The organism is Agromyces sp. GXS1127 (genome assembly GCF_050565425.1).
In the GTDB taxonomy this organism is placed as follows: Bacteria; Actinomycetota; Actinomycetes; order Actinomycetales; family Microbacteriaceae; genus Agromyces.
The window spans coordinates 386,139-411,530 of record NZ_JBOCIG010000002.1 but is presented as its reverse complement, the minus strand read 5'-3'; the positions used below and the strand labels follow the sequence as shown (position 1 = coordinate 411,530).

Genomic DNA, 25,392 nt, shown 5'->3' with positions numbered 1-25,392 from the left:
TCGCGTTCAGGTGCATCCCGGGTCGCACCCACTCGTCGGCCACGACCGTCGCGCGCGCCTTGTCGGCGGTGCACGTCGTCACGATATCGGCGCCGTCGAGCGCCTCGGCGGCGCTGCCGGCCACCTCGATCTCGAACCCGAGGGGGAGCATGTTGCGGACGAACTTCGCGATCGCGTCGGGATCGACGTCGAAGACGCGGAGCGACGTGATGCCGAACGCGTGCCGGAAGGCGAGCGCCTGGAACTCCGCCTGGCTCCCGGTGCCGATCATCGCCATGACCCGCGAGTCGGGCCGCGCGAGCAGCTTCGCCGCGAACGCGGAGGTCGCGGCGGTCCGGAGCGCGGTCAGCACGGTCATCTCGGCGAGGAACGTGGGGTAGCCGTTGTGCACGTCGGCGAGGACGCCGAAGGCGGTGACGGTCTGGTAGCCGCGCGCGGGGTTCGACGGGTGGCCGTTGACGTACTTGAAGGCATAGGCGTCGTGGTCGCTCGTCGGCATGAGCTCGATGACGCCGAAGGGCGTGTGGCTGGCGACGCGGGGGGTCTTGTCGAAGCTCTCCCAGCGAGCGACGTCCTGCTCGAGGTACTCCATGATCCCGGCGATGATGCGCTCGGGTCCGGTCCCGGCGACCCAGCCGACCATGTTGCGTACGTCGACGAAGCTCGTCATCTTCTTCCCTTCGGTTCGGTGATTCGAGGGTACGAGCCGTCGATATGCAACAGCAACGACCGTTCTGCTCATGGAACGTCGGGCAGATGCGCAGTCTGACAGGAGCGAAGGTACGATGTGCGCATGGATGTCCTCGACGACCTCGACCGCCGCCTGCTCGCCCTCCTCCGCGAGGACGGGCGGATCCCGGTGGCCGAGCTGTCGCGCCGGCTCGGGGTGGCCCGGGCGACCGTCACGGGCCGGATCGACCGGCTCGTGGCATCCGGGATCATCGTCGGATTCTCGGTCCGCGTGCGCGACGAGACCGACCCGCTCGCGATCCACGCCATCTCGTTCATCGAGGTCGAGGGGCGCACGACCGACGACGTCATCCGACGGCTCCGCGGGTTCCCGGAGATCACGGCGCTGCACACGACGAACGGCGGCTGGGACCTCGTCGCGGAGCTCCGCACGGAGACGCTCGGCGAGTTCGACCGCGTGCTCGGGCGCATCCGCTCGATCGACGGGGTCGTCAACAGCGAGACCAGCCTGCTGCTGAGCTCGGTGCTGCGCTAGCTAGCGCTCCGGCTGGAGGACGAGCGCGTCGGTCGCCGCCTTCCGCACCGCCGGGATGCTGAAGGCCCACTCGCGCGTCCCACCGCTCCGCCAGAGCTCCGCCTGGTCGTCGTAGTGCGGGTGGAACGCGTGCCCTGAGGCGCCCGTGAGGTTGACCCAGGTGGAGTCGTTGAAGTCCTCGAGGTCGACGACCATGCGCATCGACGGCACCCAGTTCACCTCGTAACCGAGGGTCGCGTCCCAGCCGTTGGCGTTGACGATCGCCGAGCCGCCCGACGTCTCGTACGGACCGCGGTTGAAGAGCCATTCGATCGGCCCGATGCCCGACTCGCCGAAGGTCTGGTTCGTCAGGGTCAGCGTGTGAAGTCCGCCCCAGCGCCACTCGGCGGGGTCGTCGCCCATGAGCCCGGATGCCTCGGCCCACGCGGCATCGAGGGACGCGGCGAGCACCGCGTCACGTCCGGTGGCGCCGGAGGCCCGATCGGTCCACCACGGATCCTCGGGCTGACCGAGCAGGGAGCCGACCACGGAGAACCAGCGGTCGCCGCCGACGGGCCGCGTGGACTCGGGAAGGCCGCCGAACATCCCGTCGAGCAGGTTGCGCCAGAACACGGCGAAGTACGCGGCCTGGGCGCTGTCGGCGTCGGCGGACGCATCCCAGCCGGCCAGCAGCTCGGCGCCGCGCGCGGCGTCGCCGTCGAGGTCGAGCTCCGAGATCACGGGCAGGAACGCCTCGGCGTTGGCGTCGCGCGTGTCGAACTGGATCTCGCTCATGTGCTCGGCGGTGATCGGCTCGCCCGCCGCGATGAGCTCGCCGAGGCGCCGCTCGATGCCCTCGGCACGGTAGCCGAGGTCCCAGTCGCGGGTGAGCATGGGGCCGCCGTCCTCGACCGCGTTGTTCGCGGTCACGATGTAGCCGCGCTCGGGGTTCTCGGCGGACGGCAGCTCGTCGTACGCCACCGTGCCGATCCAGCCGTTGTCGCTCGTCCAGCCGGGGAGCGGCACGGTGCCGTCGCCGGCGGCGCGCACGGGGATGCGCCCGGGCGCCTGGTAGCCGATGTTGCCGTCGACGTCGGCGTAGACCAGGTTCTGCGAGGGCACCTCGAAGCGCTCGGCGGCCGCGCGGAACTCCGGCCAGGTCGCGGCGCGGTTCATCGCGAAGATCGCCTGCGGCGTCGCGCCGGGCTGCAGCGCCGTCCACTGCAGGGAGACCTCGAGCTCGGCGTCCGCGCTCGCCCCGGCCGCCTCCGCTCCCTCCTCGGGCTCCGCCTCCTCGGCCTCTGCGTCCTCGGCGGCGCTCTCGGCGATCGCCGCGAAGTCCGAGCCGATGTCGGTCACGATCGGTCCGCGTCCGGTCGAGCGGACGGTGATGGTCACGGGGTCGCCGCCGGCGACCTCGATGACCTCCTCGCGGGTCGTGAGCGGCACGAGCGTGCCGTCGAGCTCGTACGAGTCGTCGGTGACGCGCTCGAGGTAGAGGTCGGCGACGTCGGGCCCGAGGTTCGTGAAGCCCCAGGCGATGCGCTCGTTGTGCCCGATGATGACGCCGGGCAGCCCCGAGAAGCCGTACCCGGCCACGTCGAAGGTGCACCTGGCGTTCAGCTCGGCGCAGTGCATGCCCATCTGCACCCAGATCGACGGCATCGCCGGTCCGAGGTGCGGGTCGTTCGCCAGGAGCGGCATGCCCGTGTCGGTGAGCGTGCCCGAGACGACCCACGAGTTCGAACCGAGGTCGCCGTCCTCCGGGCCGAGGAGCTGCGGCAGCGCATCGAGGCTCGCGGCGAGCTCGCCGTACAGGTCGGCCGTGCCGGGGGCGACGGACGCCGCGGCCGCCACGCCGGTCGTGGGCTCCACGCCCGCCGCGCGCTCCACGCCGGTCGCGGCCGCCGCCTCGACGGGGCGCGTTCCGAGTCCGGCCGGCGCCGACGAGGCCGGCCCGCCGATGATCGTGGGCTTCGCCGACCACGGGAAGTCCGGATGGAGCTGCGCGACCTGCTCGTCGGTGAGTCCCGAGGCGAGGAGCAGGGCCCGGTCGATCTCGTCGCCGAGGTTGGATCTCAGGTCCCACGCCATGGCCTTCAGCCAGGCGATGGAGTCGATGGGCGTCCAACGCTCCGGTTCGTAGCCCGGATTCTGCAGCGCGAGCACGCCGTACTCCAGCGAGAGCTCGACGCCCGTGCGCTCGGCGAGGTAGGCGTTGACGCCGTCGGCGTAGGCCTCGTAGAGGGCCCGCGACTCCTCGTCGAGCAGCTCGAACTCCTGCTCGGCGATGCCGCGCCAGTCGAGGGTGCGGATGAACGCGTCGGTCGCGACCTGCGACTCGCCGAAGAGCTCGGCGACGCGACCCGCCGTGACGTGACGGCGGAAGTCCATCTCCCAGAACCGGTCCTGTGCGTGCACGTACCCCTGCGCGAAGACCAGGTCGTGGTCGCTCTCGGCGACGAGCTGGGGGATGCCCGCGTCGTCCCGGTAGACCGTGACGGGGCCGTCCAGGCCCGCGACGGCGATGCGTCCGGACTCGGTCGGGAAGGAGCGGTGGACCGTCCACCAGCCGAAGCCGACCGCGGCCGCACCGAGCACGAGCACCGTGACCAGGGCGCCGACCAGGAACTTCGTCCAGCCGTTCCGTCGGGTCCTCGGCGCGTCGGTTCCCACGTCACTCCTTCGTGTCGGCGCATGGCTCGGGTCGCCCGTCCGAGCGGCCCCGGGTTGACACTGTACCCCGGCGCCGACGGGCGGGCGGCGGCGGCCGCCCCGGCTGTGGGGTCAGGCGTGCAGCGCGGCGTTCAGGGCGATGCCCTCGCCCGAACGGGACAGCACCTCGACGCGACCGTCGAGGGAGTTGCGGCGGAAGAGCAGGTTCGGCAGGCCCGAGAGTTCGACCGCCTTGACGACCCGGTCGCGCTCGCCGATGCCGCCGCGGAGCACCACCTTCGTGCCCGCGGTGACGTAGAGACCGGCTTCGACGACCGAGTCGTCGCCGATCGAGATGCCGATGCCCGAGTTCGCGCCGAGCAGCGCTCGCTCGCCGATGGCGACGCGCTGCGTGCCGCCGCCCGAGAGCGTGCCCATGATCGAGGCCCCGCCGCCGATGTCGCTGCCGTCGCCGACGACGACGCCCTGCGAGATGCGGCCCTCGACCATCGACGAGCCGAGCGTACCGGCGTTGAAGTTCACGAAGCCCTCGTGCATGACCGTCGTGCCGGGCGCGAGGTGCGCGCCGAGGCGCACGCGCGACGCGTCGGCGACGCGCACGCGCTCGGGGATCACGTAGTCGAGCAGGCGCGGGAACTTGTCGAGCCCCGTGACGTGGATGCCCGCGCGCTGCAGCAGCGGACGGAGCCGGTCGAGGTCGTCGGGGTGCACCGGCCCGGCGTTGGTCCAGGCCACGTTCGGCAGGTGGCCGAAGACGCCGTCGAGGTTCAGCCCGTTCGGACGGACGAGGAGGTGCGACAGGAGGTGCAGGCGCAGGTACGCGTCCGGCGTGCTCGCCGGGGCCGCATCGAGGCGGATGGCGACGCGGACCGCCTCGACGCGGACGCCGCGCCGATCGTCCGGGCCGACCGCTCCGACCGGCGGCTCCCAGGCCGGCGCGTCAGCCGGCACGTCGTCGAGCCGCGGCGCGGGGAACCACGTGTCGAGCACGGTGCCGTCGCCGGCGATCGTGGCGAGGCCGTCGCCCCAGGCGGTGGCGGGCGCAGTCGGGTTCGGCGAGGCAGCGGGCATGCATCAAGGGTACCGAGCGCGATCCGGGGGCGACGACGGATGACGCGGGGCGCGGACCCGCGACATCCACCCCTCGTAGACTCGGGGCATGGCCGCACCCGCCGTCCGCCCGCCCGCGCTCGACCTGTCCGCCGACGTCGTCGCCATCACGCAGGCGATCTGCGACGTCCCGAGCGTCTCGGGCGAGGAGCGGCGGCTCGCCGACCTCGTGGTCGACGCGCTGGCCGGCGCCGACCACCTGGAGGTGTTCCGCGACGGCGACACGATCGTGGCGCGCACGAACCTGGGCCGCGAGCGCCGGGTGGTCATCGCCGGGCACCTCGACACCGTGCCGATCAACGGCAACGTGCCGACCCGGTTCGAGGTCGACGGCGGGCGGAACGTGCTGTGGGGGCGCGGCACGGTCGACATGAAGGCCGGCGTCGCGGTGCAGCTGAAGCTCGCACGCGAGCTCGTGGCGCCGATCGTCGACGTGACCTGGATGTGGTACGACCACGAGGAGGTCGCCGCCGACCTCAACGGGCTCGGCCGGGTGCTGCGCACGCGCCCCGACCTGTTCGAGGCCGACTTCGCGATCCTCGGCGAGCCGACGCGCGGCGAGGTCGAGGGCGGGTGCAACGGCACGCTCCGGGTCGAGGTGCGCGCGACCGGACGGCGCGCGCACTCGGCGCGCAGCTGGGTCGGGGTGAACGCGATCCACCGGCTCGCGCCAGCGCTCGAGCGGCTCGCGAGCCATCGGGCCGAGACGGTCCGCGTCGACGGGCTCGACTACCGCGAGGGGCTGAACGCCGTCTTCGTGCACGGCGGCATCGCCGGCAACGTGATCCCCGACGACGCCGTCCTCACGCTGAACTACCGCTTCGCCCCGAGCCGGTCGGTCGACGAGGCGACGGAGGTCGTGCGCGACCTCTTCCCCGAGTACGAGCTCACCGTGACCGACGCGTCCGAGGGCGCCAGGCCCGGTCTCGACGACCCGCTCGCGCAGGAGTTCGTCCGCGCGGTCGGTGCCGACGCGCAGCCCAAGTACGGCTGGACCGACGTGGCGCGCTTCAGCGCGCTGGGCATCCCCGCCGTCAACTTCGGCCCGGGCGACCCGCTGCTCGCGCACGCCGACGACGAGCGCGTGGACTGCGAGGAGATCCTCGCGTGCGAGCGCGCCCTGCGCGACTGGCTGACCGGAGCGGTGCGCTGAGCCGCTCCGTGGACGCCGAGGCGGAGGCGGCGCGTCCGGGACCGCGGCGACCCGATCCGCACCGCGTCGAGCGGTGGTCGCCGCGCGTGCGCTGGCGGCTCCTGCCCTGGTGGGGCCGCGTGGTGGTCGTCTACCTCGCCGCCCGGGTGCTCTCGATCCTCATCGTGCTGCAGTTCGCGCGCGAGCAGGCCGCGAGCGCCTGGACCGACGCGCGCCCCGGGTACCTCGAGTACGCCAACATCTGGGACGGCCGGTGGTACGCGTACATCGCCGCCGCCGGGTACCCGACGGAGCTCCCGCTGACCGACGACGGCCACGTCGCCGAGAACGCGTGGGCGTTCCTGCCGGTCTTCCCCGGCATCGTGCGCATCCTCACCGTCGTCGGCGTCCCGTGGGACGCGGCATCCGTCGTCGTCGCCCTCGCCGCGGGCCTCGCGGCCGCGCTCGTGTTCCACCGCCTGATGTCGCGCTTCCTCGAACCCGACCGGGCGCTGTTCGCGGTCGTGCTCTTCTGCGTGGCGCCGGTCTCGCCGATCATGGGCTTCGGCTACGCCGAGTCGCTCGGCTTCCTCTGGCTCGCCCTCGCGCTGCTCCTGCTCGTCGACCGGCGGTACGGATGGCTCGTGCCCGTGATCGGCGCGTGGGCCTTCACACGGCCGGGCGCCCTCGCGTTCGCGCTGACCCTCGGACTGCACTGGATCGTGCGCTGGGTCACGCGGTCCCGCGATCCGTTCCCCGTCCGGGAGCGGGTGGTCGCGGCATCCGTCGCCCTGTTCGCCGGCATCGTCGGGCTCGCCTGGCCGGCGATCGCCTGGGCGGCGACGGGGGAGCCCGCCGCCTACACCGACACCGAGCTCGCCTGGCGGGCGCCCTACATCGGCTACGTGGAGCTCGTCCCGCTGACGCCCTGGTTCCAGTCGGGCGACTGGTGGCTCGGGCAGCCGATGGGCACGATCGCCCCGATCGCGCTCGCCGTGGGGTTCGGGGCGCTCCTCTTCACGCCGTGGGTGCGCCGCCTCGGCGTCGACGTGCGGCTGTGGCTCGCGAGCTACGCGCTGTACCTGTTCGCGGTGTTCTTCCCGCAGTCCAGCACGTTCCGGCTGCTCGCACCGCTGTTCCCGCTCGCGGGGGCGCTCGCCGTGCCGCGGTCGCCGTGGTGGCGGGGCGGGCTCGTCGTCGTCTCGGTCGCGTTGCAGGTCGTGTGGCTGCGGCTCGGCTGGTTCATCGACGGGTACGACTGGACGCCGCCCTGATCCCGTGCCGGCGCCCGTCGGCCGCCGCGGCCGGCGTGGCCGCGCCGGCGGTGATCGGCGGGTGCACGGAGCGCGACGGGCCCGTGAACGACCGGCCGGGTCGTCCACAAACGGGGCCCCGTGTCCCGTTGCGTCGCATCCATGCGGGATAATGGAGGTTCAGCCACGAAAGGGGTAGCTCAATGGCGGCCATGAAGCCACGCACTGGAGACGGACCGATGGAGGCTGTGAAGGAGGGGCGGCTCATCATCGTGCGCGTGCCCCTCGAGGGTGGCGGTCGCCTCGTCGTCTCGGTGAACGACGCTGAGGCCAAGGAGCTCTACGACGTCCTGGGCGGCGTCGTCAACGCAGCCTAGTCAGACGCCCAGCTTCACGATCTGCAGCAGGCCGTCCCCGGCCGGCGAGATCGCGGTGACGACGGCGGAGGAGGCCGCGAGCTCCGAGATGAGTCCGCGGAACGCCGTCGCCACCTCGTCTCGTCGGGCCGGGTCGGCCACCCTCCCCTTCCACAGGGCACGGGCGACCAGCACGCTGCCGCCGGGCTTGGCCAGGCGCAACCCGTGCTCGACGTACTCGATGACCGAGGCGGCATCCGCGTCGATGACGACGACGTCGTACGATCGCTCGTTCATGCGCGGCAGCACCTCGCCCGCGCGGCCCGCGATGAGGCGCACGCGCGCCGGGGCGATGCCCGCATCGGCGAAGTGCTCGCGCGCGTGCTGCTGGTACTCCGTCTCGGAGTCGATCGAGGTCAGGTGCGCCGACCGCGCGGCCTGCAGCATCCACAGGCCGGAGACGCCCACCCCGGTGCCGACCTCGATGATCGCGCGGGCGTCGCTCGCCGCGGCGATCACCGCGAGTTGCGCGCCGACGGCGGGGGAGACGGGCTCGATGCCGAGCTCGAGGGACTGCTGACGGGCCTTCGCGATCGACTCGGACTCGACGACGGATTCGTCGACGTACTTCCAGTTCAGGTCGTGTTCGGACACGTGGCGGCTCCCGGGGACTCTGTCGACCCCAAGCCTAGGGGTCCCGCGAACGGTGCGATGCACGCCTCGCCGCCGACTATCCTTGACCGCATGGGCGGCCTGACCTTCGACAAACTCCTCATCATCGGGGTGATCGCCGTCTTCCTGCTCGGTCCGGAGCGGCTACCGCACTACGCGGCGCAACTCGGCAAGTTCGTGCGCTCGCTCCGCGACATGGCGAACGGTGCGAAGGACCGCGTGCGCGAGGAGATGGGGCCCGACTTCGACGACGTCGACTGGCGCAAGCTCGATCCCCGCCAGTACGACCCGCGACGGATCGTCCGCGAGGCGCTGAGCGAGGTCGATCCGTTCGCCGAGCCCGCGAAGCCCGTGGTCGCGCGAGCCGCCGTCAACGAGAACTCGGCGTACCTGCAGCGCAAGCGCCGCCTCGAGTCGATCGCGGCGGGCGAGCCCGCGCCGTTCGACTCCGAGGCGACCTGACGCGGGGTCGTCCCCCGGTCCGTCGGCGTCGTCGTCCGGCGGTCGTCGCTACGCGCGTCGGATGGCCCGCAGGACCCGCGCGAGCAGGACGAGCACGCCGCTCAGCCGCGCGTACTCGCGCCCGGTGTGCGGCAGCGGGATCAGGCGCGTGTTCACGGACACGGTGACCGGGTCGACGAACCGCAGGAGCCCCTCGCGGCCGTTCCGACGACCGATGCCGGACGCCTTGAGCCCGCCCATCGGCGCATCGACCGAGCCGAAGCTGCCCCGGTAGCCCTCGTTGACGTTCACGCTGCCCGCGTCGAGCTGGTCGGCGACGCGCAACGCGCGCCGGGTCGACCCCGACAGCACGGATGCGTTGAGTCCGTACTCCGACGTGTTGGCGGCGAACACCGCCTCCAGTTCGTCGTCGACGACGTGGAGCGAGGCGATCGCGCCGAACGTCTCCTCGTCGAGCACGCGCATGCCCGGAGTGACGTCGGTGAGCACCGTGGGCTCGAACGCCCACGGGCCGATGTCGGGCCGCGGGTCGCCGCCCACGAGCACCCGGGCGCCCTTGGCCAGCGCGTCGTCGAGGTGGCCGCGGATCCGGTCGAGCTGCGCGGCCGTCGCGAGGCTGCCGTAGTCGGCTTCGTGGTCGAGGCCCGAGCCGATCCGCGGCCGGGCCAGTCGAGCGGCGAGCGCCGCCGTGAACGCGTCCGCGACGCGGCGGTGCACGTAGATGCGCTCGACCGACACGCACAGCTGGCCCATCGACGAGAAGCACGCGTGCGCGGCATCCGCCGCGGCCTGCTCGACGTCGACGTCGTCGAGGACGACGAGGGCGTTCTTGCCGCCGAGCTCGAGCGAGGCGCCGACCAGGCGGCGTCCGGCCTTCTCGGCGATGCGGCGCCCGGTGGCGGTCGAGCCGGTGAAGCAGATGTAGTCGGCCTCGTCGGTCAGGGCCTCGCCCACCTCGGCGGGGTCGCCGGCGACGACCGCCCACAGCGACTCCGGCAGCCCCGCGTCGACGAACGCGCGCCGCAGTGCGAGCACCGAGAGCGCACCCTGGTCGTCGGCCTTCTGCACGACCGCGCACCCGGCGGCGAGTGCGGGCACGACGTCCATCGCGGCGAGGCTGATCGCGTAGTTCCACGGCGTGACGACGCCGACGACGCCCTTGGAGCGATAGCGGACGCGGGTCGAGAGCACGACCGGGATGCCCGCGCGGCGGCGGCCGCCGCGCAGCACGCTGCGTGCCTTCAGCGCGTTCCACCGGGTCACCGAGAGGGCCTGGAAGACCTCCTCGAAGGCCTGCCCGCGGGTCTTGCCGCTCTCGAGCTGGGTGAGGTCGAGGAGCTCCTCCCGGCGGGCGACGATCAGGTCGTGCGCGCGGAGCAGGATCCGGCGGCGCTCCGCGAAGCCGGCCCGCGCCCACGCGACCTGCGCCAGCCGCGCGCGGGAGACCGCGCCGCGCACGTCGTCGGCGCTCGAACGGGGCAGATCGACCAGCGTCTCGCCCGTCGCGGGCGTGGGGATCGCCGCAGTGCGTCCCGTCGTGGCGATCAGGTCGGCAGCGAGGGCGTCGCGTTCGGCGCTCGGGCCGACGCCGCGGGTTCGCGACGAGGCGGACGTGGGGCTGCCGGGGATGCGGGCGGCGGCCGGCGTTCGGGGAGCGGCCGAGGTTCGGGTGGCGGCGTTGGACACCCGGCCAGTCTAGGCGCGCGAGGACCGGGGGAGCGTGTCCGGATCGGCCTCGCCGACTGGGTATGCTTCCCCGCATGACTTCCCCGGAGCGACGGGTGTCGCGCGGCATCGTGGCCCGCTACGCCGTCGGATCGATCGGCACGGGCGGCTTCGCGACGCTGCCCGGACTGGTGCTCGTGTTCTACCTGACGGACACGCTCGGCGTGACCGCCCTGCTCGCCGGGCTCGTCGTCACGGCGGCCAAGGTGTGGGACGTGCTGATCGACCCGTGGATCGGCGACCGCAGCGATCACGCCCTCGCCGTCTCGGGCACGCGCCGCACCTGGATGCGGATCGGCGCGATCGCACTCCCGGTGGCGTTCGTCGTCACGTTCGCGGCGCCCGCCGGGCTCGGTCCGGTCGTCGCCGGCGCGTGGGTCATGATCGCGTTTCTGGCCACCGCGACGGCGTTCAGCCTGTTCCAGGTGCCCTACATCGCGCTGCCGGCGGAGCTCACCGACGACTACGACGCGCGGACGCGCCTCCTGACGTGGCGCGTCGTGCTCCTGAGCCTCGCGATCCTGCTCTTCGGCGCCGGCGGGCCCATGCTGCGCCGCGCGGGCGGCGACGACGAGGCGCTCGGCTACCTCGTGATGGCCGTGGTCGCCGGGCTCGTGATCGGCATCGGGATGCTCGTGGCCACCACGACCGCGCCCACCGGCATGCGCATCGAGGAGCGCGAGCGCCGCAGCCTCGCCGCCGGCTACGCGGAGGGCCTCGGCGCGCTCCGCCGCAGCCGACCGTTCCGCCTGCTGCTCACGGGCTTCCTGCTGCAAGGGCTCGCGACCGGCGTCATGCTCGCCGGCGCGAACTACGTCGCCGTGTGGGTGCTCGACTCCGAGGACGCGCTGACGTTCCTGTTCGTGGCCCTCATCGGCCCGGCGATCCTCTGCGCACCGCTCTGGGGCCGTCTCGCCCGCCGCATCGGCAAGGAGCGGTCCTACGTGCTCGCGAGTGCCCTGTTCGCCGTGGCATCCGCCGCCCTCGTCGGCATGATCTGGGCGCCGGGCGCCTGGGTCTACGGACCGGTCGCGATCGCGGGCGCCGCGTACGCCGGCATGCAGTCCCTGCCGATGGCCATGCTGCCGGATGTCGTCGCCCACGACGCCCGCACGAACGGACCCGGCCGCGCCGGCACCTTCGGCGGCGTCTGGACGGCGGGGGAGACCACCGGGATGGCGCTCGGCGCGACCCTGCTCACCATCGTGCTCGCGGCGACGGGCTACCTCGAGTCGGTCGGCTCGGCCGTCGTCGCGCAGCCGGATGCCGCGGTCGCGGGCATCGCGATGAGCTTCAGCCTGCTTCCGGCCGTGCTCGTGCTCGTCAGCCTCATCCCCCTCCTGCGCTACCCGCTGCGGCGCGCCGACATCGACACCCCCGCCCCCACCGAGGAGATCGCCCGATGAACGCCTTCGAACGCGAGCCCGACGCGGTGCTCGCCGAGCTCGCCGCACTGCGCGAGGCCGACGCGCCCACGCACGGCGGTCGCGTGCTGTCGTACGTCTACGACTCGGGCCTCGCCGAGCTCGACGACCTCGCGGCGCACGCGGCACGCCTCGTACAGCCCGTCAACGGCCTCGACCCGACGACGTTCACCTCGGTCGCGGCCATGGAGGCCGGAGTGGTGGGCTTCGCGCGCCGGGCGTTCCACGGTGACGCGGGGCCCGACGAGGTCATCGGGTCGGTCACGTCCGGCGGCACCGAGAGTTGCCTGCTCGCGGTCAAGACCGCGCGCGACGTGTGGCGCGAGGCGAACCCCGGTGACGAGCGGATGCCGCGGCTCGTCGCCCCGACGACCGTGCACGCCGCGTTCCACAAGGCCGCCCACTACTTCGGGCTCGCGCTCGAGCTCGTCCCCGTCTCCCCGGAGACCGGCGCGCCCCGCGTGGCCGACGTCGTCGCCCGCCTCGGCGACGACGTGGCGCTCGTCGTCATGAGCGCGCCGTCGTACCCGTTCGCGACCCTCGACCCGATCGGCGAGGTCGCGGCGGAGACCGCCGGACGCGGCATCGCGCTGCACGTCGATGCCTGCATCGGCGGCTTCGCGCTCGCCTTCCAGGAGGGCCTGCCCGACTGGGACCTCCGGGTCCCGGGCGTCACGAGCCTCTCGGCCGACCTGCACAAGTACGGCTACGCGCCCAAGGGCGTGTCGGTGCTCCTGCAACGCGGCCGCGACCGGCAGCGCCGCCAGTACTTCGCGACGACGGCGTGGCCGGGGTACCCGGTCGTGAACCCGACCATGGCGGGCTCGAAGCCCGCCGGGCCGCTCGCGGCGGCGTGGGCCATCCTCCGGGTCCTCGGCGAGTCCGGCTTCGCCGACCTCACGGCTCGGGCGATGACCGCGACGGCGGCCCTGCGCGACGCGATCGACGGCATCGAGGGCCTCGCAGTCGTCGGCGATCCGGTCGGCCCGCTGCTCGCGGTCCGCGCCGACGACGCGGTGCCCGCCGAACGCCGGGTCGACCCGCACCACTGGGCCGACGCGGCGCGCGGCGCCGGATGGCACCTGCAGCTGCAGCCGGGCATGGTGCAGGCCGACGGCACCGTCCTGCCCCACACCACGCACCTCACCGTGACGCCCGTCACCGATCACGTCGTCGGCGAACTCGTGCCCGCGCTCCGGGCCGCGGCCGACGCCGTGCGCGGGATCCCGGCGGTCGACGGCGGCGAACTCGTCGCCGGGCTCGCGGGGCAGCTCCCCGGCGGCGCCGGCGCGCTCGCCGCGGCATCCGACGGCCTCGACTCGGACACCGCGGCCGGCCTGCTCGGCGCGTTCGGGCTGCTCGGCGGGGAGGGGGCAGGCGGGGCGCTGCCCGAGCGGATGGCGCCGGTGCTCGCGCTCGTCGAGGCACTGCCGGCGCCCCTGACGGAGCGGCTGCTCGTGGAGCTGCTCGCCCGCGTCGTCGAGCCGCGCGACTGACGAGCCCCGGCACGCGCGGCGCGCGATCCGGCCGCGGCGGCTAGAGCCCGCAGCGCTCGGCGTAGTACGCGTAGAGGTCGGCCTTGAGGTCGGCGCCGGACGCGATCTCGAGCCGTCCCTCGCGTCCGTCGCCGGTCGCCACCGTGAACGGCAGGATGGTGCCGCGCTTGTCGTCGGCGAGCGCATGCGCGTCGCACCGCGCGGGTCGCACCGCGAGCGACACCTCGACGGGCGCGTCGCCGGGGGCGACCTCGAGGCCGAGCGGCCAGTCCTGGCCGTCTTCGTTCCCGATGAGCGTCGTGGCGGACACGCGGTCGATCGCGAGCGTTCCGTCGCCGGATGCCACGGGCGCGACGGTCACGTCGATCCACGCCCGCTGGGCGGCGCCGGTCCCGGTCGTGCGCAGGCGTCCGGGCAGCTCGATCGCGGCGACGACGGCGACCGACTCGGCGAGGCAGTCGGCGTCGGCGATGCGCTGCATCGTGCCGAAGGGGTCCGCGGGCTCGAGCGTGCCCTCGTGGTCGGTGCCGTCGGCGGTCGTCGCGCGCACGTCGATGCCGATCGCGGTGGGGTCCCGGTCGCAGACGCTCCCGGTGAGATCCATCCGGATGTCGAGCGCGTCGTCGCGATCGAGCTCGAACGGCTCGTCGCGGTCCATGCCCGGTTCGAGCGCGGGGGAGACGACCGACAGCGCCGTGACCGTGACGGGCTCGCCCGTGTTCTCGAAGTGCAGGACGAGCCGGCCCTGCGGGACGTCGATCCGGCCCTGCTGCACCGTCACGGAGAGGCCCTCCGGGAGCCCGTCGCCGGTCGGACCGGGGCCGGGTCCGGCGACCGCGCCGCACGAGACGAGCGATGCGACGGCGAGGGCCGCGACGACGAGGGACGCGGGCGCGCGCACCGCGGACCGGACGCGGAGACGAGCGGCACGCGGCATCCGTCTCACCGCACCGAGACGTCGAGTCGTCGACCGGCGAGTGCGCGCGGGCGACCGGCGAGGAAGTCGGCCGCCCGTTCGATCGCGCGGGCCGCGGGATCGTCGGGCTCGGCGAGCACGACCGGGAATCCGTCGTCGCCGCCGCGCCGCAGCGCGACGCTGAGCGGCACCGCGGCGACGAGCGGCACGGCATCGTCGACGCCCTCGGAGAGTCGCCGCGCGACCTCCTCGCCGCCGCCCGAGCCGAACAGGTCGAGGAGCGACCCGTCGGGCTGTGCGAGCCCGGCCATGTTCTCGATCACGCCGACCACGCGCTGGCCCGTCTGCCGCGCGACGAGGCCCGAGCGCTCGGCGACGTCGGCGGCCGCCGGCTGGGGCGTCGTGACGACCACCACCTCGGCGTTCGGCAGCAGCTGGCCGAGCGAGATCGCGACGTCGCCGGTGCCCGGCGGGAGGTCGACGAGCAGCACGTCGAGGTCGCCGAAGTACACGTCGGTGAGGAACTGCTGCAGGGTGCGGTGCAGCATCGGGCCGCGCCACGCGACGGCGACGGACGAGCCGCGGCCGCCGGGCTCGGTGGGCTCGACGAACATGCCGATCGAGATGACCTTCACGCCGAAGGCCACGGGCGGCAGGATCATGTCGTCGACGCGCGTCGGGCGCGCGGCCGTGCCGTGCTCGTCGACGAGGCCGAGCAGGCCCGGGATCGAGAAGCCGTGCACGTCGGCATCGACGAGTCCGACCGAGAGCCCGCGCGCCGCCAGCGCGACCGCGAGGTTCGCGGTGAGCGTCGACTTGCCGACCCCTCCCTTGCCGCTCGTGACCGCGACGACGCGCGTGAGCGTGCCCGGGCCGAACGGGTTGCCGCGCGCGGCGCGGCCGCCGCGGAGGCGCTCGGTGAGGGCTGCGCGCTGGTCGGGCGTCATGACGCCGAGCTCGACGGTCGCATGGCCCGCGCCGACGACCTGCTCGGCCGCGGCGCGCACGTCGCGCTCGATGCGGTCGGAAGCCGGGCAGCCGACGACCGTGAGCCGCACGCCGACCTCGACGCCGGCGTCCGTGGCCGTCACGTGCTCGATCATGTCGAGCTCGGTGATGGGCCTGCGGATCTCGGGATCGATGACGCCCGCGAGCGCGGTGCGGACGGCCCGCTCGATGTCGCCCGCGTCAGGACGGGGCATTCGCGGCATCCTCCTCGTCGCGCTTGTCGAGCTCCTCGAGCACCTGCCGCAGCTCCTGCCGGATGAACTCCTTCGACGCGAGGTCGCGCACCGCGAGCCGGAGCGCCACGACCTCCCGCGCGAGGTACTCGGTGTCGGCGAGGTTCCGTTCCGCACGCTGGCGGTCCTGCTCGATCTGCACGCGGTCGCGGTCGTCCTGCCGGTTCTGGGCGAGCAGGATGAGGGGCGCGGCGTAGGACGCCTGCAGCGAGAGCACGAGGGTGAGCGCGATGAAGCCGAGCTCGACCGAGTCGAACCGCCAGGCCGGCGGGGCGAGCGTGTTCCACAGGATCCAGAACGTCACGAAGAGCGTGAGGCCGAGCAGGAACCACGGGGTGCCCATGTTGCGCGCGACCCACTCGGTGAAGCGGCCGAAGCGGTCCCGGTCGCCCGAACGTCGCAGGGGCGGCGCGGATCGGCGGATGCCCTTCGGGGTGTCGAACCGACGGTCGTCGGCGGCGTCAGCGCGTGCCATCTCCTGCCCTCCTTCCGGGTGCGATCGGGATGCTGCCGGTGGCCAGCTGTGCGCGGGCCGTCGCGCGTCTGCTCACCTCCGATTCGTCCTCGGGATGACTTCTCCAGTCGTCCGGGAGCAGGTAGTCGAGCACGTCGTCGATCGTGACGACGCCGACCAGTCGATGCTTCTCGTCGACGACCGGGACGGACACGAGATCGTAGCTCGCGAGGATGCGGCTGACCTCGGCCGCCGACGTGTCGGCCGTGACCGGTTCCAGCCCCTGGTCGATGAGCGACCCCAGCCGCTCGTGCGGCGGGTAGCGCAGCATGCGCTGGAAGTGGACGATGCCGAGGAAGCGGCCCGTCGGCGGCTCGTACGGCGGCAGTGTGACGCACACGGCCGCGCCGAGCGCGGGCGGGAGGTCGTGCCGGCGGATGAGGGCGAGCCCCTCGGCCACCGTGGCATCGGCCGAGACGATGATCGGCTCCGTGGTCATGAGACCGCCGGCGGTGTCGGGGCCGTAGGAGAGCAGGAACCGGACGTCCTCCGCCTCCTCGGGCTCCATGAGCTCGAGCAGGTGCTCGCCGCGCTCCTCGGGGAGCTGGGCGATGAGGTCGGCGGCGTCGTCGGGCGACATGTGGTCGAGCACGTCGGCCGCGCGGTCGTCGCCGAGCTTGGCGAGGATGTCGACCTGGTCGACCTCGGGCATCTCCTCCAGCACGTCGGCCAGGCGGTCGTCGGGGAGCTCCGCGGCGACCTCCTGCCGTCGCTGCGGCGGCAGGTCGAGCAGGGTGTTCGCGAGGTCGGCGGGCTTCAGCTCGGAGTAGGTCGCGATGAGCTGCTCGGCGGACTGCGCCTCGCCGGCCTCGCTCGTCTCGCGGACCTCGCGCCAGGTGACGTACGCCGAGGGGCCCTTCGCGAAGGGCGACGCGCTCGTCTTCGGGCGGCGGACGAACAGCTGGTCGACCTCCCACTCGCCGGGCTCGCGCTCCTCGATCGCCACGTCCTCGATGGTGGCCGTGCCGGAGCCGTCGTTGAACGTCACCTTGCGGCCGAGCATCTCGGCGATCACGCGCACCTCGCCGCCGCGCTGCTCGAAGCGGCGCAGGTTGATGAGCCCGGTCGTGATGATCTGCCCGCCGCCGATCGACGTGACGCGCCCGATCGAGACGAAGACGCGCCGTTTGCCCGGGATCTCGACGATGAGGCCGACCACGCGCGGCGGGTCGTCCTTGCGGTACACGACGAGCACGTCGCGCACCTTCCCGACGCGGTCGCCCGCGGGGTCGAACACGGCGCACCCGGCGAGTCGGGCGACGAAGACTCTCGTGGCGCTCACGCCTCCCAACCTACCGCGCGTTCCCGGGTTCGGACCGGGCGGACGACCCGCATGGAAGAATGGCGGGGTGAGCACCCAGTCGCCGTTCGGCGGTCGCATCGGCCGCACCTTCCCGACGCTTCCGAAGGGCGAGACGGTCGCGAGCTACGAGACGTACCAGGAGGCGCAGGCCGCGGTCGACCAGCTCGCCAAGGCCGAGTTCCCCGTCAAGGAGCTCTCGATCGTCGGCCACGACCTCACGAGCGTCGAGCGCATCACTGGCACCCTCAGCTGGGGCCGCACTGCCGCTGCGGGCGCGCTCTCGGGAGCGTGGTTCGGCACGTTCCTCGGCCTGCTGTTCTTCATCTTCTCGCCGTCGGGCACCTCGCTCGGCATCCTCGGCGCCGCGATCCTCATCGGCGCCGGCTTCGGCATGATCTTCAGCCTCGTCTCCTACTCGGTGAACCGCCGGCGGCGCGACTTCACGTCGGTCATGCAGGTGCTCGCGACGCGCTACGCGATCATCGCCGAGCCCGCGCACGTCGTGCGGGCCCGTCAGGTGCTGGGCGTGACGGATGCCGCTGCGCCGCCGTCGCCCGCCGCGACGACGGTCGCCCGCCCGCCGGCTCCGCCGGCGCCCGAAGCTGGGTCGGATGCCACGGCCGAGCCGTCGGCCCCCGGCGGCGGCGCGCCGACCGAGTCGCAGTCCGAGGCGCGCGAGATCGACCCGTCGCGCCCGCTCACCTACGGCGAGGCGCAGGACGCCCGACGCCGAGCCGAGCGCGAGCGCGGCGAGGAGTAGTCCGGGTCCTCCCGTCCTGAGCCGGTGACCTCCCGCGCGACCTCCATCCCGGGACGGCGCCGTCAGAATGCGATGCGGGGCCGCATCCGGCCCCGTCGCACCGGCGATTCCCAGCGTGCGGGCCTACCGTGACCTCCATGCCCGACCGCACGCCTCCCGACGCCGGCCCGACGCCGCTCGAGCGGACGGTGCGCGCGGAGATCGTGGCCGCCGAGCGCCCCGACCGTCCCGTGCGTCGGTGGCTCCGCGGCATCCGTCGCCGGATCGACCGGCACCCCCGCCTGCGGTTCGCCTACCGGTTCCTCGTCGGCCTGCTCGGCGGCGTGATCGCGGTCGGCGGCCTGGTGCTCGTGCCGCTGCCGGGCCCCGGATGGCTCGTCGTCTTCCTCGGCCTCGCGATCCTCGGAACGGAGTTCCGCTGGGCGCGCCGCATCTCGGCGTGGCTGAAGCGCCTGCTCGACCGCTTCTGGGCCTGGTGGAAGGCGCGCCGCGCGGCGCGAGAGGCGCGACTCGCCGCCGAGTGATGCGGGCGCCGAGTGATGCGGGCGCCGAGTGATGCCGGCGCCGCGTGATACGGCCCGCGCCGTGTGATGCCGGCGCACCGGTATCACTCGGCGAGACGTGGTTCAATCGTCGCGCGTGGACGAGCCGCGCGATTGCGATGCGCCTCGCCGGGAGGGATGATGCGGACGTGACCCCACGCCGCATCGCCGTCGCCGTTCCCGCCGTGCTCGCGCTCGTGCTCGCCCTCGCCGCCTGTGCGGCACTCCGCCCCGGAGCGGGTGACGGCGCCGGCTATGCGGGCTTCCCGCCGGGTCACGCACCGGACGGCTTCGACGAGTCGCCGCGCGCGACCCTCCTCGACGACGGCAGCGTGCTCGCCATCACGACGTGGGGGAGCTCCAGCTGCCACCGCGAGGTCGACCAGGTCGAGTGGGACGGCGCGCTCGCGCGCGTCCACCTGGGCCGCGCAGGAGGAGCCGCCTGCACCGCCGACATGGCGGCGTACACGAACGAGCTCGACGTGCCCGAGGCATCCGCGGGCCGGATCACCGAGGTCGAGCTGACCTACGAGGACTGGGACGGGGTCGACCGGCTCACCGTCGAGTGAGCCGGTCGACGGCGTGCGCTCAGGCCTGCGCGCCGCGCACCCAGGCCTCGACCTCGTCGGCCGTGCGGGGGATGCCCGCCGAGAGGTTCTCGGCGCCGTCCGCGGTGACGAGGATGTCGTCCTCGATGCGCACGCCGATGCCGCGGAACTCCTCGGGCACGGAGAGGTCGTCGGCCTGGAAGTACAGGCCCGGCTCGATGGTGAAGACCATGCCCGCCTCGAGGACGCCGTCGAGGTACATCGAGCGGCGCGCCTGCGCGCAGTCGTGCACGTCGAGGCCGAGGTGGTGGCTCGTGCCGTGCACCATGTACCGGCGGTGGAACTGGTTCTCGGGCTGCAGCGACTCCTCGGCCGAGACCGGGAGGAAGCCCCACTCGGCGGTGCGCTTCGCGATGACCGCCATCGCAGCGGCGTGGATCTCGCGGAACACGATGCCGGGGCGCACGATGCGGAACGCGGCATCCGCCGCCTCGAGCACGGCCTCGTACACCTGGCGCTGCACCGGCGAGAAGGTGCCGTTGACCGGGAACGTGCGCGTGATGTCGGCCGTGTAGTAGCTGTCCATCTCGACGCCCGCGTCGAGCAGCACCAGGTCGCCCGGCACGACCGGTCCGTCGTTCCGGGTCCAGTGCAGGATCGTGGCGTGCGGACCGGCGGCGGCGATCGAGGCGTAGCCGACGTCGTTGCCGTCGAGACGGGCGCGGGTCGCGAAGACGCCCTCGATGACGCGCTCGCCGCGCACCTCGCTCGTGATGCGCGGCAGCTCGGCGAGCACCTCGCCGAAGCCGCGCTCGGTCGCATCGACGGCGGCGCGGAGCTCGGCGACCTCGAAGTCGTCCTTCACGAGCCGCAGCTCGGACAGCACGCGGGCGAAGTCGCCGTCGGGCTCGTGCTCGGCGTTGACCTCGAGGCTGAACGGCGCGTCGGACGCATTCGTCGACAGCGCCTCCTCGGCGGCGAAGCGCAGGCGCGCGTGGTCGATGCGCTCGGTGATCGCGGGGTCGGCCTCGCGGACGACGAGCGTGGCGGTGTCGGTCGAGTCCACGACGGCGTCGAAGTCGGCGATGCCGCGCGTGCCGAGCTGCAGGTCGGCGGCGACGTGCGCGAGCGACGGCCGGGGGCCGATCCAGAACTCGCCGATCGCGGGATTGGCGTAGAACTCCTCGCTGTCGCGGCCCGCGCGCTCGCGGAAGTAGACGGTCGCCTCGTGCCCGGCGTCGCCGGTCGGCTCGAGGACGAGCACCGCGCCCGGCTCGGAGTCGGAGCCCCAGCCGGTCAGGTGCGCGAACGCCGAGTGCGCGCGGTACGGGTAGTCGGTGTCGTTGGCACGCTGCTTCATGTCGCCGGCCGGGATGACGAGACGCTGCCCGGGGAACTCGGCCGAGACCTTCGCGCGGCGGACGGCCGCGTGCGCTGCCTGCGGGCGGGCCTCGGGGAGGCGCTCGTCGCGTTCCGCCCAGCCGCTCGTGATGAAGTCCTTGAAGCCCTCGGATTCCGGCGTGGTCGAACGGTTCGCGTTCCGGCCGGTCTCCTCTGCGGTGGTCTCGTCGGTCGCGGCCTCGTGGGCCGTCGCGGTCGCGTCGCCGGTGTTCGTCATGGTCTCCATTCTCGCACCGCGCCGCCGGCGCCGGGGGCGACCCGGGCTCACTCGCCCGACTTCGAGAGCGTCGCGACGATGGGACGGTGGTCGCTGCCCGCACCGTCGAGCGCATCGAGGACGCGGAACGCGTCGACCGACCAGCCGGGCGTCGCGAGCACGTGGTCGATGGGGCTGCCGAGCAGTTCGGGCAGGCTCGTCGGCCAGGTGCCGAGGCCGCCCGCGCCGCCCGCGGTCGCGGCATCCGCGCATCGGCCGAGGTCGCCGCCGTCGACCCCGCGCCCCGCGAAGTGGTCGACCGTGGCGTTGAAGTCGCCGGCCATGATGACGTCGTCGCCGGCGCACTGCTCGGCCAGCCAGTCGAGGTCGCTGCGCCAGTTGCGCAGCTCCCAGCGGATCGGGGCGACGGCGTGCACGGCGACGATGCGCGGCCCCTCGCCGCTCGCCGGCTCGGCGACCACCGATGGCAGGGTGTTCGTGTTGCCGGGGGGTCCCGGCCACTCATCGTTCACGACGTCGTAGTCGCCGAGGTCGGGCGAGATGAGGATGGTGGTCGAGCGCGCCTTGGCGATCTCGTCGAAGGCCTGCGTGTGCACCCACATCGGCCGTCCGCCCTCGCGCATCGCGATCGCGATCTCCTCGCCGAGCGACTCGGTCGTCTCCGGCAGCACGACCACGTCGGCCTCCTGCTCGAGCGCGAGCCCCGCGATCGTCGACGCGTCGGGCACCTCGCCGAGCGTGTTCCACGAGAGCACGGTGACCGATTCGGATGCCGCGGCCGGCTCGCCGCCGCCGAGCCCCCGCACCGCGAGCACGCCGAGGTTGCCGAGCGCGAAGAGCACCAGGATCGCGGCGATCCCGCCGAGCAGGCGCCGCCCCGGTCCGAGGAGCATCGCGATCGCGGCGATCGCGGCCAGGGTGCCCGCACCGACGGCGGCGACGCCGCGCAGCGCGACGACGTGCGCCGCGATCCACTGGTTCTGCAGGCCGAACCCCTGCGGCCACAGCAGCACGGCAGCGACGGCTGCGGTGCCGAGCAGGACGGCCCAGCCGAGGATGCGGGGGAGCATTCACCACAGCGTAGGCGAGTGCGCGCGACCCGGGCGGAGCATCCACAGGGCGTCTGCTGGGAGTCCGCGGGGAAGCGGCTGATGCCGCGCGCCTACGATGGGGTCATGGTCGATGCCCCGTTCGCCGTCGCAGCCGACCTGCACGCGCACACGACGGTCTCCGACGGCACGGACACGCCGGCCGAGCTCGTCGCCGCGGCATCCGCCGCCGGCCTCGGTGCGCTCGCCATCACCGACCACGACTCGACGGCCGGGTGGGCCGAAGCGAGCGAGGCGGCGCGCCGCCACGGCGTCGCCCTGATCCCCGGCATGGAGTTGTCGACGCGCGAGCAGTTCACGAGCGTGCACGTGCTCGGCTACCTCATCGATCCGGCCGACGAGGCGCTGCTGGCCGAGACCGCGCGCATCCGCGACTCGCGGCTGACGCGAGCCGAGGCGATCGTGCGGCGCATCGCCGCCGACTACGACCTGACGTGGGACGACGTGCTCGCCCAGACCAGCGCCGGCGCCACGATCGGCCGCCCGCACATCGCCGACGCGCTCGTCGCGCGCGGCCACGCCGCCACCCGGTCCGACGCGTTCGCCGGGATCCTGCACTGGCGTTCGGGCTACGCGCAGCCCCACTACGCGCCAGACCCGCTCACCGGCATCCGCCTCATCCGGGCTGCGGGCGGCGTGCCCGTGCTCGCCCACCCCGGCACGCGCGGCGCCGAGGACGTGGTGCCCGACCGGCGCCTCGCGAAGTTCGCCGACGCCGGGCTGTTCGGCCTCGAGGTCGACCACCCCGAGAACACGGATGCCGCGAAGCCGCGACTGCGCGAACTCGCACGCCGTCACGGCCTCGCGATCACCGGGTCGAGCGACTACCACGGACGCGGCAAGGTCAATCGCCTCGGCCAGTACACGACCGCGCCCGAGGTCGTGGCGCGGATCCTCGCCGAGGGCCGGGGGAGCGCGCCGGTCCTGCCGTGACGACCCGCCCGGGGCGGGTCGCGTCAGGCGGTGGGCGCGGTCGACGGCGCGCCCGCGGCGCTGCCGCCCGAGCGTCCGCCGCGACGGCGACGACGGCGACGCGGTGCGGCGTTGCCGTCGTGGTGCTCCTTGCCCCTGCCGTCGTGCGTGCCCGCTCCCGGCTCCTTCTCCTGTGGTGCGTCGGATGCAGCGGCGGCGTCGTCGGACGCCGCGCCCTCGCCGACCGGCTTCCCGCCGCGCGTGCGGCGCCGGCTCCGCGAGCCGCGCTCGCCCGAGGCATCCGCCCGCCCGTCGCCCTCGCGCCGGCCGGCGGTGCTCGAACGCGACGGGGTCGCGGTCGGCGCGGCCGGCTTCAGGCGGCCCTTCGTGCCCTCGGGGATGTCGAGGTCGGTGTAGAGGTGCGGGCTCGACGAGTACGTCTCGGTCGGCTCCGGCTGGCCGAACTCGAGCGCGCGGTTGATGAGCGCCCACTTGTGCAGGTCGTCCCAGTCGACGAACGTGACCGCGATGCCGGTCTTGCCGGCACGGCCCGTGCGGCCGGCGCGGTGCAGGTACGTCTTGTCGTCGTCGGGGATGGTGTGGTTGATGACGTGCGTCACGTCGTCGACGTCGATGCCGCGCGCCGCGACATCCGTGGCGATCAGCACGTCCTTCCTGCCGGCCTTGAAGGCGGCCATGGCGCGCTCGCGCTGGTCCTGGTTGAGGTCGCCGTGCACGGCGGCGGCGTTGAATCCCCGGTCGTTCAGCTCCTCGACGAGCTTCGCGGCGGCGCGCTTGGTGCGCGTGAAGATCACGGTCTTGCCGCGGCCCTCGGCCTGGAGGATGCGGGCGATCACCTCGTCCTTGTCGAGCGAGTGCGCCCGGTAGACGAGGTGCTTGATGTTCGCCTGCGTGAGGCCCTCGTCGGGGTCGTTCGCGCGGATGTGGATGGGGCGCGTCATGAAGCGGCGGGCGAGCGCGACGATCGGGCCCGGCATGGTCGCCGAGAAGAGCATGGTGTGGCGGGTCGCCGGCGTCTGCGCGAAGAGCTTCTCGATGTCGGCGAGGAAGCCGAGGTCGAGCATCTTGTCGGCCTCGTCGAGCACCATCTCGCTGACGTTCTTCAGCGACAGCAGGCGCTGGCTCGCGAGGTCGAGGAGGCGGCCGGGGGTGCCGACGACGATCTGGGCGCCGGCCTTCAGCTGCTCGATCTGGCCCTCGTACGCCTTGCCGCCGTAGATCGAGACGATCTTCGTCGGGCGGTTCGAGGTCGCGAGCTCGAGGTCCTCCGAGACCTGCACGCAGAGCTCGCGCGTGGGGACGACGACGAGCACCTTGACGCCGGGCTCGGGGTCGTCGCCGAGGCGCTGGATGATCGGCAGGCCGAACCCGAAGGTCTTGCCCGTGCCGGTCTTCGCCTGGCCGATGATGTCCTGCCCCGTGAGGGCGAGGGGGATGGTCTGCTCCTGGATGGGGAAGGCATCGATGATGCCCTTCCCGGCGAGGGCCTCGACGATGTCGGGCGCGATGCCGAGTTCGGTGAACGTGGTCAAATGTCTGCCTGTCCGTGATGCGGAATGGGTGCGCCCTGCTCCGATCGACAGGCGCACGGCCGCGGTTCCATCGCCCGCGGCGCGTCCCAGCCTATCCGAGCGCCCTGTGAGCCCCCGGATATGCTGTGCTCGTGGTCAATTGGTCGATGTCGCGCCGTGCCCGCCCGGAGACCCCGAGGATGCGGCCGAGGGTCGCGCCGACCGACCTCACGCGCATCGACTTCACCGAGTTCACGCCCGAACCGGTCGCCTTCCTCGGCCAGGCCGCGTACATCCAGCTCGAGTTCTTCGAGAGCCTCGCGAAGGCCGTCGCGGCCGCGCCCGACCTCGCCTCGAAGGAAGGGCTGAGCGCTGCGGCAGGGGTCGCGCTGCGCAAGCACCACGAGCTCATCGCCGAGCTGCGTCGCCTCGGGGCCGAGCCCGCCGAGGTCATGGCGCCGTTCGCGCCCGCCGCGGACCGGTTCCGGCAGGCGACCTCCGGCGCCGACTGGTACGAGCTGCTGCTCGGCATCCACATCACGTCGGGGATGCTCGACGACTACTTCCTCCGCCTCGCGGCCGGGCTGCCGCACGACGTCGGTGCTCGCGTGCGCGGCATCCTCGGCGAGTCGCGGTCGGCCGAGGTCATCGAACGCGAGCTCGAGCGGGCGATCGAGGCCGACCCGACGCTCGACGACCGGCTCGCCCTCTGGGGTCGCAGCCTCGTCGGCGACACGCTCCTCATCGCGCGCTCCGCGGTGCGCCAGGCCGGGTCGGGGGAGCACGGGCCCGACGTCGAACCGGTCTTCACCGAGCTGATCGCGGCGCACACGCGCCGGATGGACGCGCTCGGGCTCACGGCCTGAGGCGGGCGCGGAGCGCCGCTG

General features: G+C 73.4%; 24 protein-coding genes. 12 read left to right on the top strand and 12 right to left on the bottom strand.

What is annotated here, in order from left to right:
* On the bottom strand, positions 1-670 hold a 670-nt coding region (locus tag ACQ393_RS04835), incomplete at its 3' end, for an ornithine cyclodeaminase (protein ID WP_430645678.1).
* 123 nt (positions 671-793) lie between these two features.
* On the opposite strand from ACQ393_RS04835, the gene ACQ393_RS04830 reads away from it, so the two are divergent.
* A complete protein-coding gene (locus ACQ393_RS04830) occupies positions 794-1,225 on the top strand; it encodes an Lrp/AsnC family transcriptional regulator (protein ID WP_430645677.1) in 432 nt (143 codons plus the stop codon).
* On the opposite strand, the gene ACQ393_RS04825 is transcribed toward ACQ393_RS04830, so the two are convergent.
* Both ACQ393_RS04825 and dapD read right to left on the bottom strand, forming a co-directional pair.
* Entirely contained in the window at positions 1,226-3,880 is a 2,655-nt protein-coding gene (locus ACQ393_RS04825; protein WP_430645676.1) for a penicillin acylase family protein, read from the bottom strand.
* A 111-nt stretch (positions 3,881-3,991) separates the two neighbouring features.
* A complete protein-coding gene (dapD, locus tag ACQ393_RS04820; protein WP_430645675.1) occupies positions 3,992-4,951 on the bottom strand; it encodes a 2,3,4,5-tetrahydropyridine-2,6-dicarboxylate N-succinyltransferase in 960 nt (319 codons plus the stop codon).
* A gap of 88 nt (positions 4,952-5,039) precedes the next feature.
* Here dapD and dapE point away from each other — a divergent pair, with 88 nt between their 5' ends.
* From dapE to ACQ393_RS04805, 3 genes are all read left to right on the top strand, one after another.
* On the top strand, positions 5,040-6,143 hold the full coding sequence (dapE, locus tag ACQ393_RS04815; RefSeq protein ID WP_430645674.1) for a succinyl-diaminopimelate desuccinylase: 1,104 nt from the start codon (positions 5,040-5,042) through the stop codon (positions 6,141-6,143).
* Between the two features lie 8 nt (positions 6,144-6,151).
* A complete protein-coding gene (locus ACQ393_RS04810) occupies positions 6,152-7,396 on the top strand; it encodes a hypothetical protein (RefSeq protein WP_430645673.1) in 1,245 nt (414 codons plus the stop codon).
* Positions 7,397-7,578: 182 nt separating this feature from the next.
* A complete protein-coding gene (locus ACQ393_RS04805; protein ID WP_019179788.1) occupies positions 7,579-7,752 on the top strand; it encodes a DUF3117 domain-containing protein in 174 nt (57 codons plus the stop codon).
* Here ACQ393_RS04805 and ACQ393_RS04800 read toward each other — a convergent pair whose 3' ends face one another.
* Positions 7,753-8,385: an O-methyltransferase gene (locus tag ACQ393_RS04800; RefSeq protein ID WP_430645672.1), complete on the bottom strand. Its 633-nt coding sequence runs from the start codon at positions 8,383-8,385 to the stop codon at positions 7,753-7,755.
* Between the two features lie 90 nt (positions 8,386-8,475).
* On the opposite strand from ACQ393_RS04800, the gene ACQ393_RS04795 reads away from it, so the two are divergent.
* Positions 8,476-8,865, top strand: coding sequence for a twin-arginine translocase TatA/TatE family subunit (locus ACQ393_RS04795; protein ID WP_430645671.1), 390 nt, complete (start codon positions 8,476-8,478; stop codon positions 8,863-8,865).
* A 48-nt stretch (positions 8,866-8,913) separates the two neighbouring features.
* Here ACQ393_RS04795 and ACQ393_RS04790 read toward each other — a convergent pair whose 3' ends face one another.
* Positions 8,914-10,551 carry a succinic semialdehyde dehydrogenase gene (locus tag ACQ393_RS04790; protein ID WP_430645670.1) on the bottom strand — a complete coding sequence of 546 codons (1,638 nt, stop codon included), beginning with the start codon at positions 10,549-10,551 and terminating at the stop codon, positions 8,914-8,916.
* Between the two features lie 74 nt (positions 10,552-10,625).
* Between ACQ393_RS04790 and ACQ393_RS04785 the strand changes: the two genes are divergently transcribed.
* Together ACQ393_RS04785 and ACQ393_RS04780 are read left to right on the top strand one after the other, a co-directional pair.
* Positions 10,626-11,996, top strand: a complete 1,371-nt coding sequence (locus tag ACQ393_RS04785; protein WP_430645669.1) for an MFS transporter — start codon at positions 10,626-10,628, stop codon at positions 11,994-11,996.
* A complete protein-coding gene (locus ACQ393_RS04780; RefSeq protein ID WP_430645668.1) occupies positions 11,993-13,510 on the top strand; it encodes a pyridoxal phosphate-dependent decarboxylase family protein in 1,518 nt (505 codons plus the stop codon). The genes ACQ393_RS04785 and ACQ393_RS04780 overlap by 4 nt, the downstream gene beginning before the upstream one ends.
* Before the next feature lie 40 nt (positions 13,511-13,550).
* Here the strand turns inward: ACQ393_RS04780 and ACQ393_RS04775 are convergent, their stop codons facing one another.
* From ACQ393_RS04775 to ACQ393_RS04760, 4 genes are read right to left on the bottom strand one after another with little or no spacing between them, the layout of a single operon-like run.
* The gene (locus ACQ393_RS04775) at positions 13,551-14,447 is read right to left on the bottom strand and encodes a hypothetical protein (RefSeq protein ID WP_430645667.1); all 897 of its coding nucleotides are present in this window, start codon (positions 14,445-14,447) and stop codon (positions 13,551-13,553) included.
* 5 nt (positions 14,448-14,452) lie between these two features.
* A complete protein-coding gene (locus tag ACQ393_RS04770) occupies positions 14,453-15,628 on the bottom strand; it encodes an Mrp/NBP35 family ATP-binding protein (RefSeq protein ID WP_430645666.1) in 1,176 nt (391 codons plus the stop codon).
* The gene (locus ACQ393_RS04765) at positions 15,615-16,142 is read right to left on the bottom strand and encodes a DUF1003 domain-containing protein (protein WP_430645665.1); all 528 of its coding nucleotides are present in this window, start codon (positions 16,140-16,142) and stop codon (positions 15,615-15,617) included. The genes ACQ393_RS04770 and ACQ393_RS04765 overlap by 14 nt, the downstream gene beginning before the upstream one ends.
* Positions 16,129-17,463: a magnesium transporter MgtE N-terminal domain-containing protein gene (locus ACQ393_RS04760; protein WP_430645664.1), complete on the bottom strand. Its 1,335-nt coding sequence runs from the start codon at positions 17,461-17,463 to the stop codon at positions 16,129-16,131. Before ACQ393_RS04760 ends, ACQ393_RS04765 begins: the two co-directional genes overlap by 14 nt.
* 67 nt (positions 17,464-17,530) lie before the next feature.
* On the opposite strand from ACQ393_RS04760, the gene ACQ393_RS04755 reads away from it, so the two are divergent.
* The 3 genes from ACQ393_RS04755 to ACQ393_RS04745 all read left to right on the top strand — a co-directional run bounded on the left by ACQ393_RS04755 (position 17,531) and on the right by ACQ393_RS04745 (position 19,355).
* The gene (locus tag ACQ393_RS04755; protein ID WP_430645663.1) at positions 17,531-18,244 is read left to right on the top strand and encodes a general stress protein; all 714 of its coding nucleotides are present in this window, start codon (positions 17,531-17,533) and stop codon (positions 18,242-18,244) included.
* 137 nt (positions 18,245-18,381) lie between these two features.
* Positions 18,382-18,768 carry a TIGR02611 family protein gene (locus ACQ393_RS04750; protein ID WP_430645662.1) on the top strand — a complete coding sequence of 129 codons (387 nt, stop codon included), beginning with the start codon at positions 18,382-18,384 and terminating at the stop codon, positions 18,766-18,768.
* A gap of 167 nt (positions 18,769-18,935) precedes the next feature.
* Positions 18,936-19,355 carry a hypothetical protein gene (locus ACQ393_RS04745; RefSeq protein ID WP_430645661.1) on the top strand — a complete coding sequence of 140 codons (420 nt, stop codon included), beginning with the start codon at positions 18,936-18,938 and terminating at the stop codon, positions 19,353-19,355.
* Positions 19,356-19,374: 19 nt separating this feature from the next.
* Here ACQ393_RS04745 and ACQ393_RS04740 read toward each other — a convergent pair whose 3' ends face one another.
* Positions 19,375-20,961 (bottom strand): aminopeptidase P family protein, encoded by a 1,587-nt coding sequence (locus ACQ393_RS04740; protein ID WP_430645660.1) that lies wholly within the window; start codon positions 20,959-20,961, stop codon positions 19,375-19,377.
* A 38-nt stretch (positions 20,962-20,999) separates the two neighbouring features.
* Entirely contained in the window at positions 21,000-22,022 is a 1,023-nt protein-coding gene (locus ACQ393_RS04735) for an endonuclease/exonuclease/phosphatase family protein (RefSeq protein ID WP_430645659.1), read from the bottom strand.
* Between the two features lie 105 nt (positions 22,023-22,127).
* Here ACQ393_RS04735 and ACQ393_RS04730 point away from each other — a divergent pair, with 105 nt between their 5' ends.
* Positions 22,128-22,994: a PHP domain-containing protein gene (locus tag ACQ393_RS04730; protein ID WP_430645658.1), complete on the top strand. Its 867-nt coding sequence runs from the start codon at positions 22,128-22,130 to the stop codon at positions 22,992-22,994.
* Between the two features lie 23 nt (positions 22,995-23,017).
* Here the strand turns inward: ACQ393_RS04730 and ACQ393_RS04725 are convergent, their stop codons facing one another.
* Positions 23,018-24,526 carry a DEAD/DEAH box helicase gene (locus ACQ393_RS04725; RefSeq protein ID WP_430645657.1) on the bottom strand — a complete coding sequence of 503 codons (1,509 nt, stop codon included), beginning with the start codon at positions 24,524-24,526 and terminating at the stop codon, positions 23,018-23,020.
* A gap of 131 nt (positions 24,527-24,657) precedes the next feature.
* Here ACQ393_RS04725 and ACQ393_RS04720 point away from each other — a divergent pair, with 131 nt between their 5' ends.
* A complete protein-coding gene (locus tag ACQ393_RS04720; protein WP_430645656.1) occupies positions 24,658-25,371 on the top strand; it encodes a ferritin-like fold-containing protein in 714 nt (237 codons plus the stop codon).
* Positions 25,372-25,392: the final 21 nt, after the last annotated feature.

What these genes read in the sequence shown, in the direction of transcription:
- ACQ393_RS04795 (WP_430645671.1), top strand. Translation starts at nt 8,476, where the DNA reads ATGGGCGGCCTGACCTTCGACAAACTCCTCATCATCGGGGTGATCGCC.
- ACQ393_RS04730 (WP_430645658.1), top strand. Translation starts at nt 22,128, where the DNA reads ATGGTCGATGCCCCGTTCGCCGTCGCAGCCGACCTGCACGCGCACACG.
- ACQ393_RS04750 (WP_430645662.1), top strand. Translation starts at nt 18,382, where the DNA reads ATGCCCGACCGCACGCCTCCCGACGCCGGCCCGACGCCGCTCGAGCGG.
- ACQ393_RS04735 (WP_430645659.1), bottom strand. Translation starts at nt 22,022, where the DNA reads ATGCTCCCCCGCATCCTCGGCTGGGCCGTCCTGCTCGGCACCGCAGCC.
- ACQ393_RS04785 (WP_430645669.1), top strand. Translation starts at nt 10,626, where the DNA reads ATGACTTCCCCGGAGCGACGGGTGTCGCGCGGCATCGTGGCCCGCTAC.
- ACQ393_RS04830 (WP_430645677.1), top strand. Translation starts at nt 794, where the DNA reads ATGGATGTCCTCGACGACCTCGACCGCCGCCTGCTCGCCCTCCTCCGC.
- ACQ393_RS04740 (WP_430645660.1), bottom strand. Translation starts at nt 20,961, where the DNA reads ATGGAGACCATGACGAACACCGGCGACGCGACCGCGACGGCCCACGAG.
- dapD (WP_430645675.1), bottom strand. Translation starts at nt 4,951, where the DNA reads ATGCCCGCTGCCTCGCCGAACCCGACTGCGCCCGCCACCGCCTGGGGC.
- ACQ393_RS04805 (WP_019179788.1), top strand. Translation starts at nt 7,579, where the DNA reads ATGGCGGCCATGAAGCCACGCACTGGAGACGGACCGATGGAGGCTGTG.
- dapE (WP_430645674.1), top strand. Translation starts at nt 5,040, where the DNA reads ATGGCCGCACCCGCCGTCCGCCCGCCCGCGCTCGACCTGTCCGCCGAC.
- ACQ393_RS04770 (WP_430645666.1), bottom strand. Translation starts at nt 15,628, where the DNA reads ATGCCCCGTCCTGACGCGGGCGACATCGAGCGGGCCGTCCGCACCGCG.
- ACQ393_RS04765 (WP_430645665.1), bottom strand. Translation starts at nt 16,142, where the DNA reads ATGGCACGCGCTGACGCCGCCGACGACCGTCGGTTCGACACCCCGAAG.
- ACQ393_RS04780 (WP_430645668.1), top strand. Translation starts at nt 11,993, where the DNA reads ATGAACGCCTTCGAACGCGAGCCCGACGCGGTGCTCGCCGAGCTCGCC.
- ACQ393_RS04775 (WP_430645667.1), bottom strand. Translation starts at nt 14,447, where the DNA reads ATGCCGCGTGCCGCTCGTCTCCGCGTCCGGTCCGCGGTGCGCGCGCCC.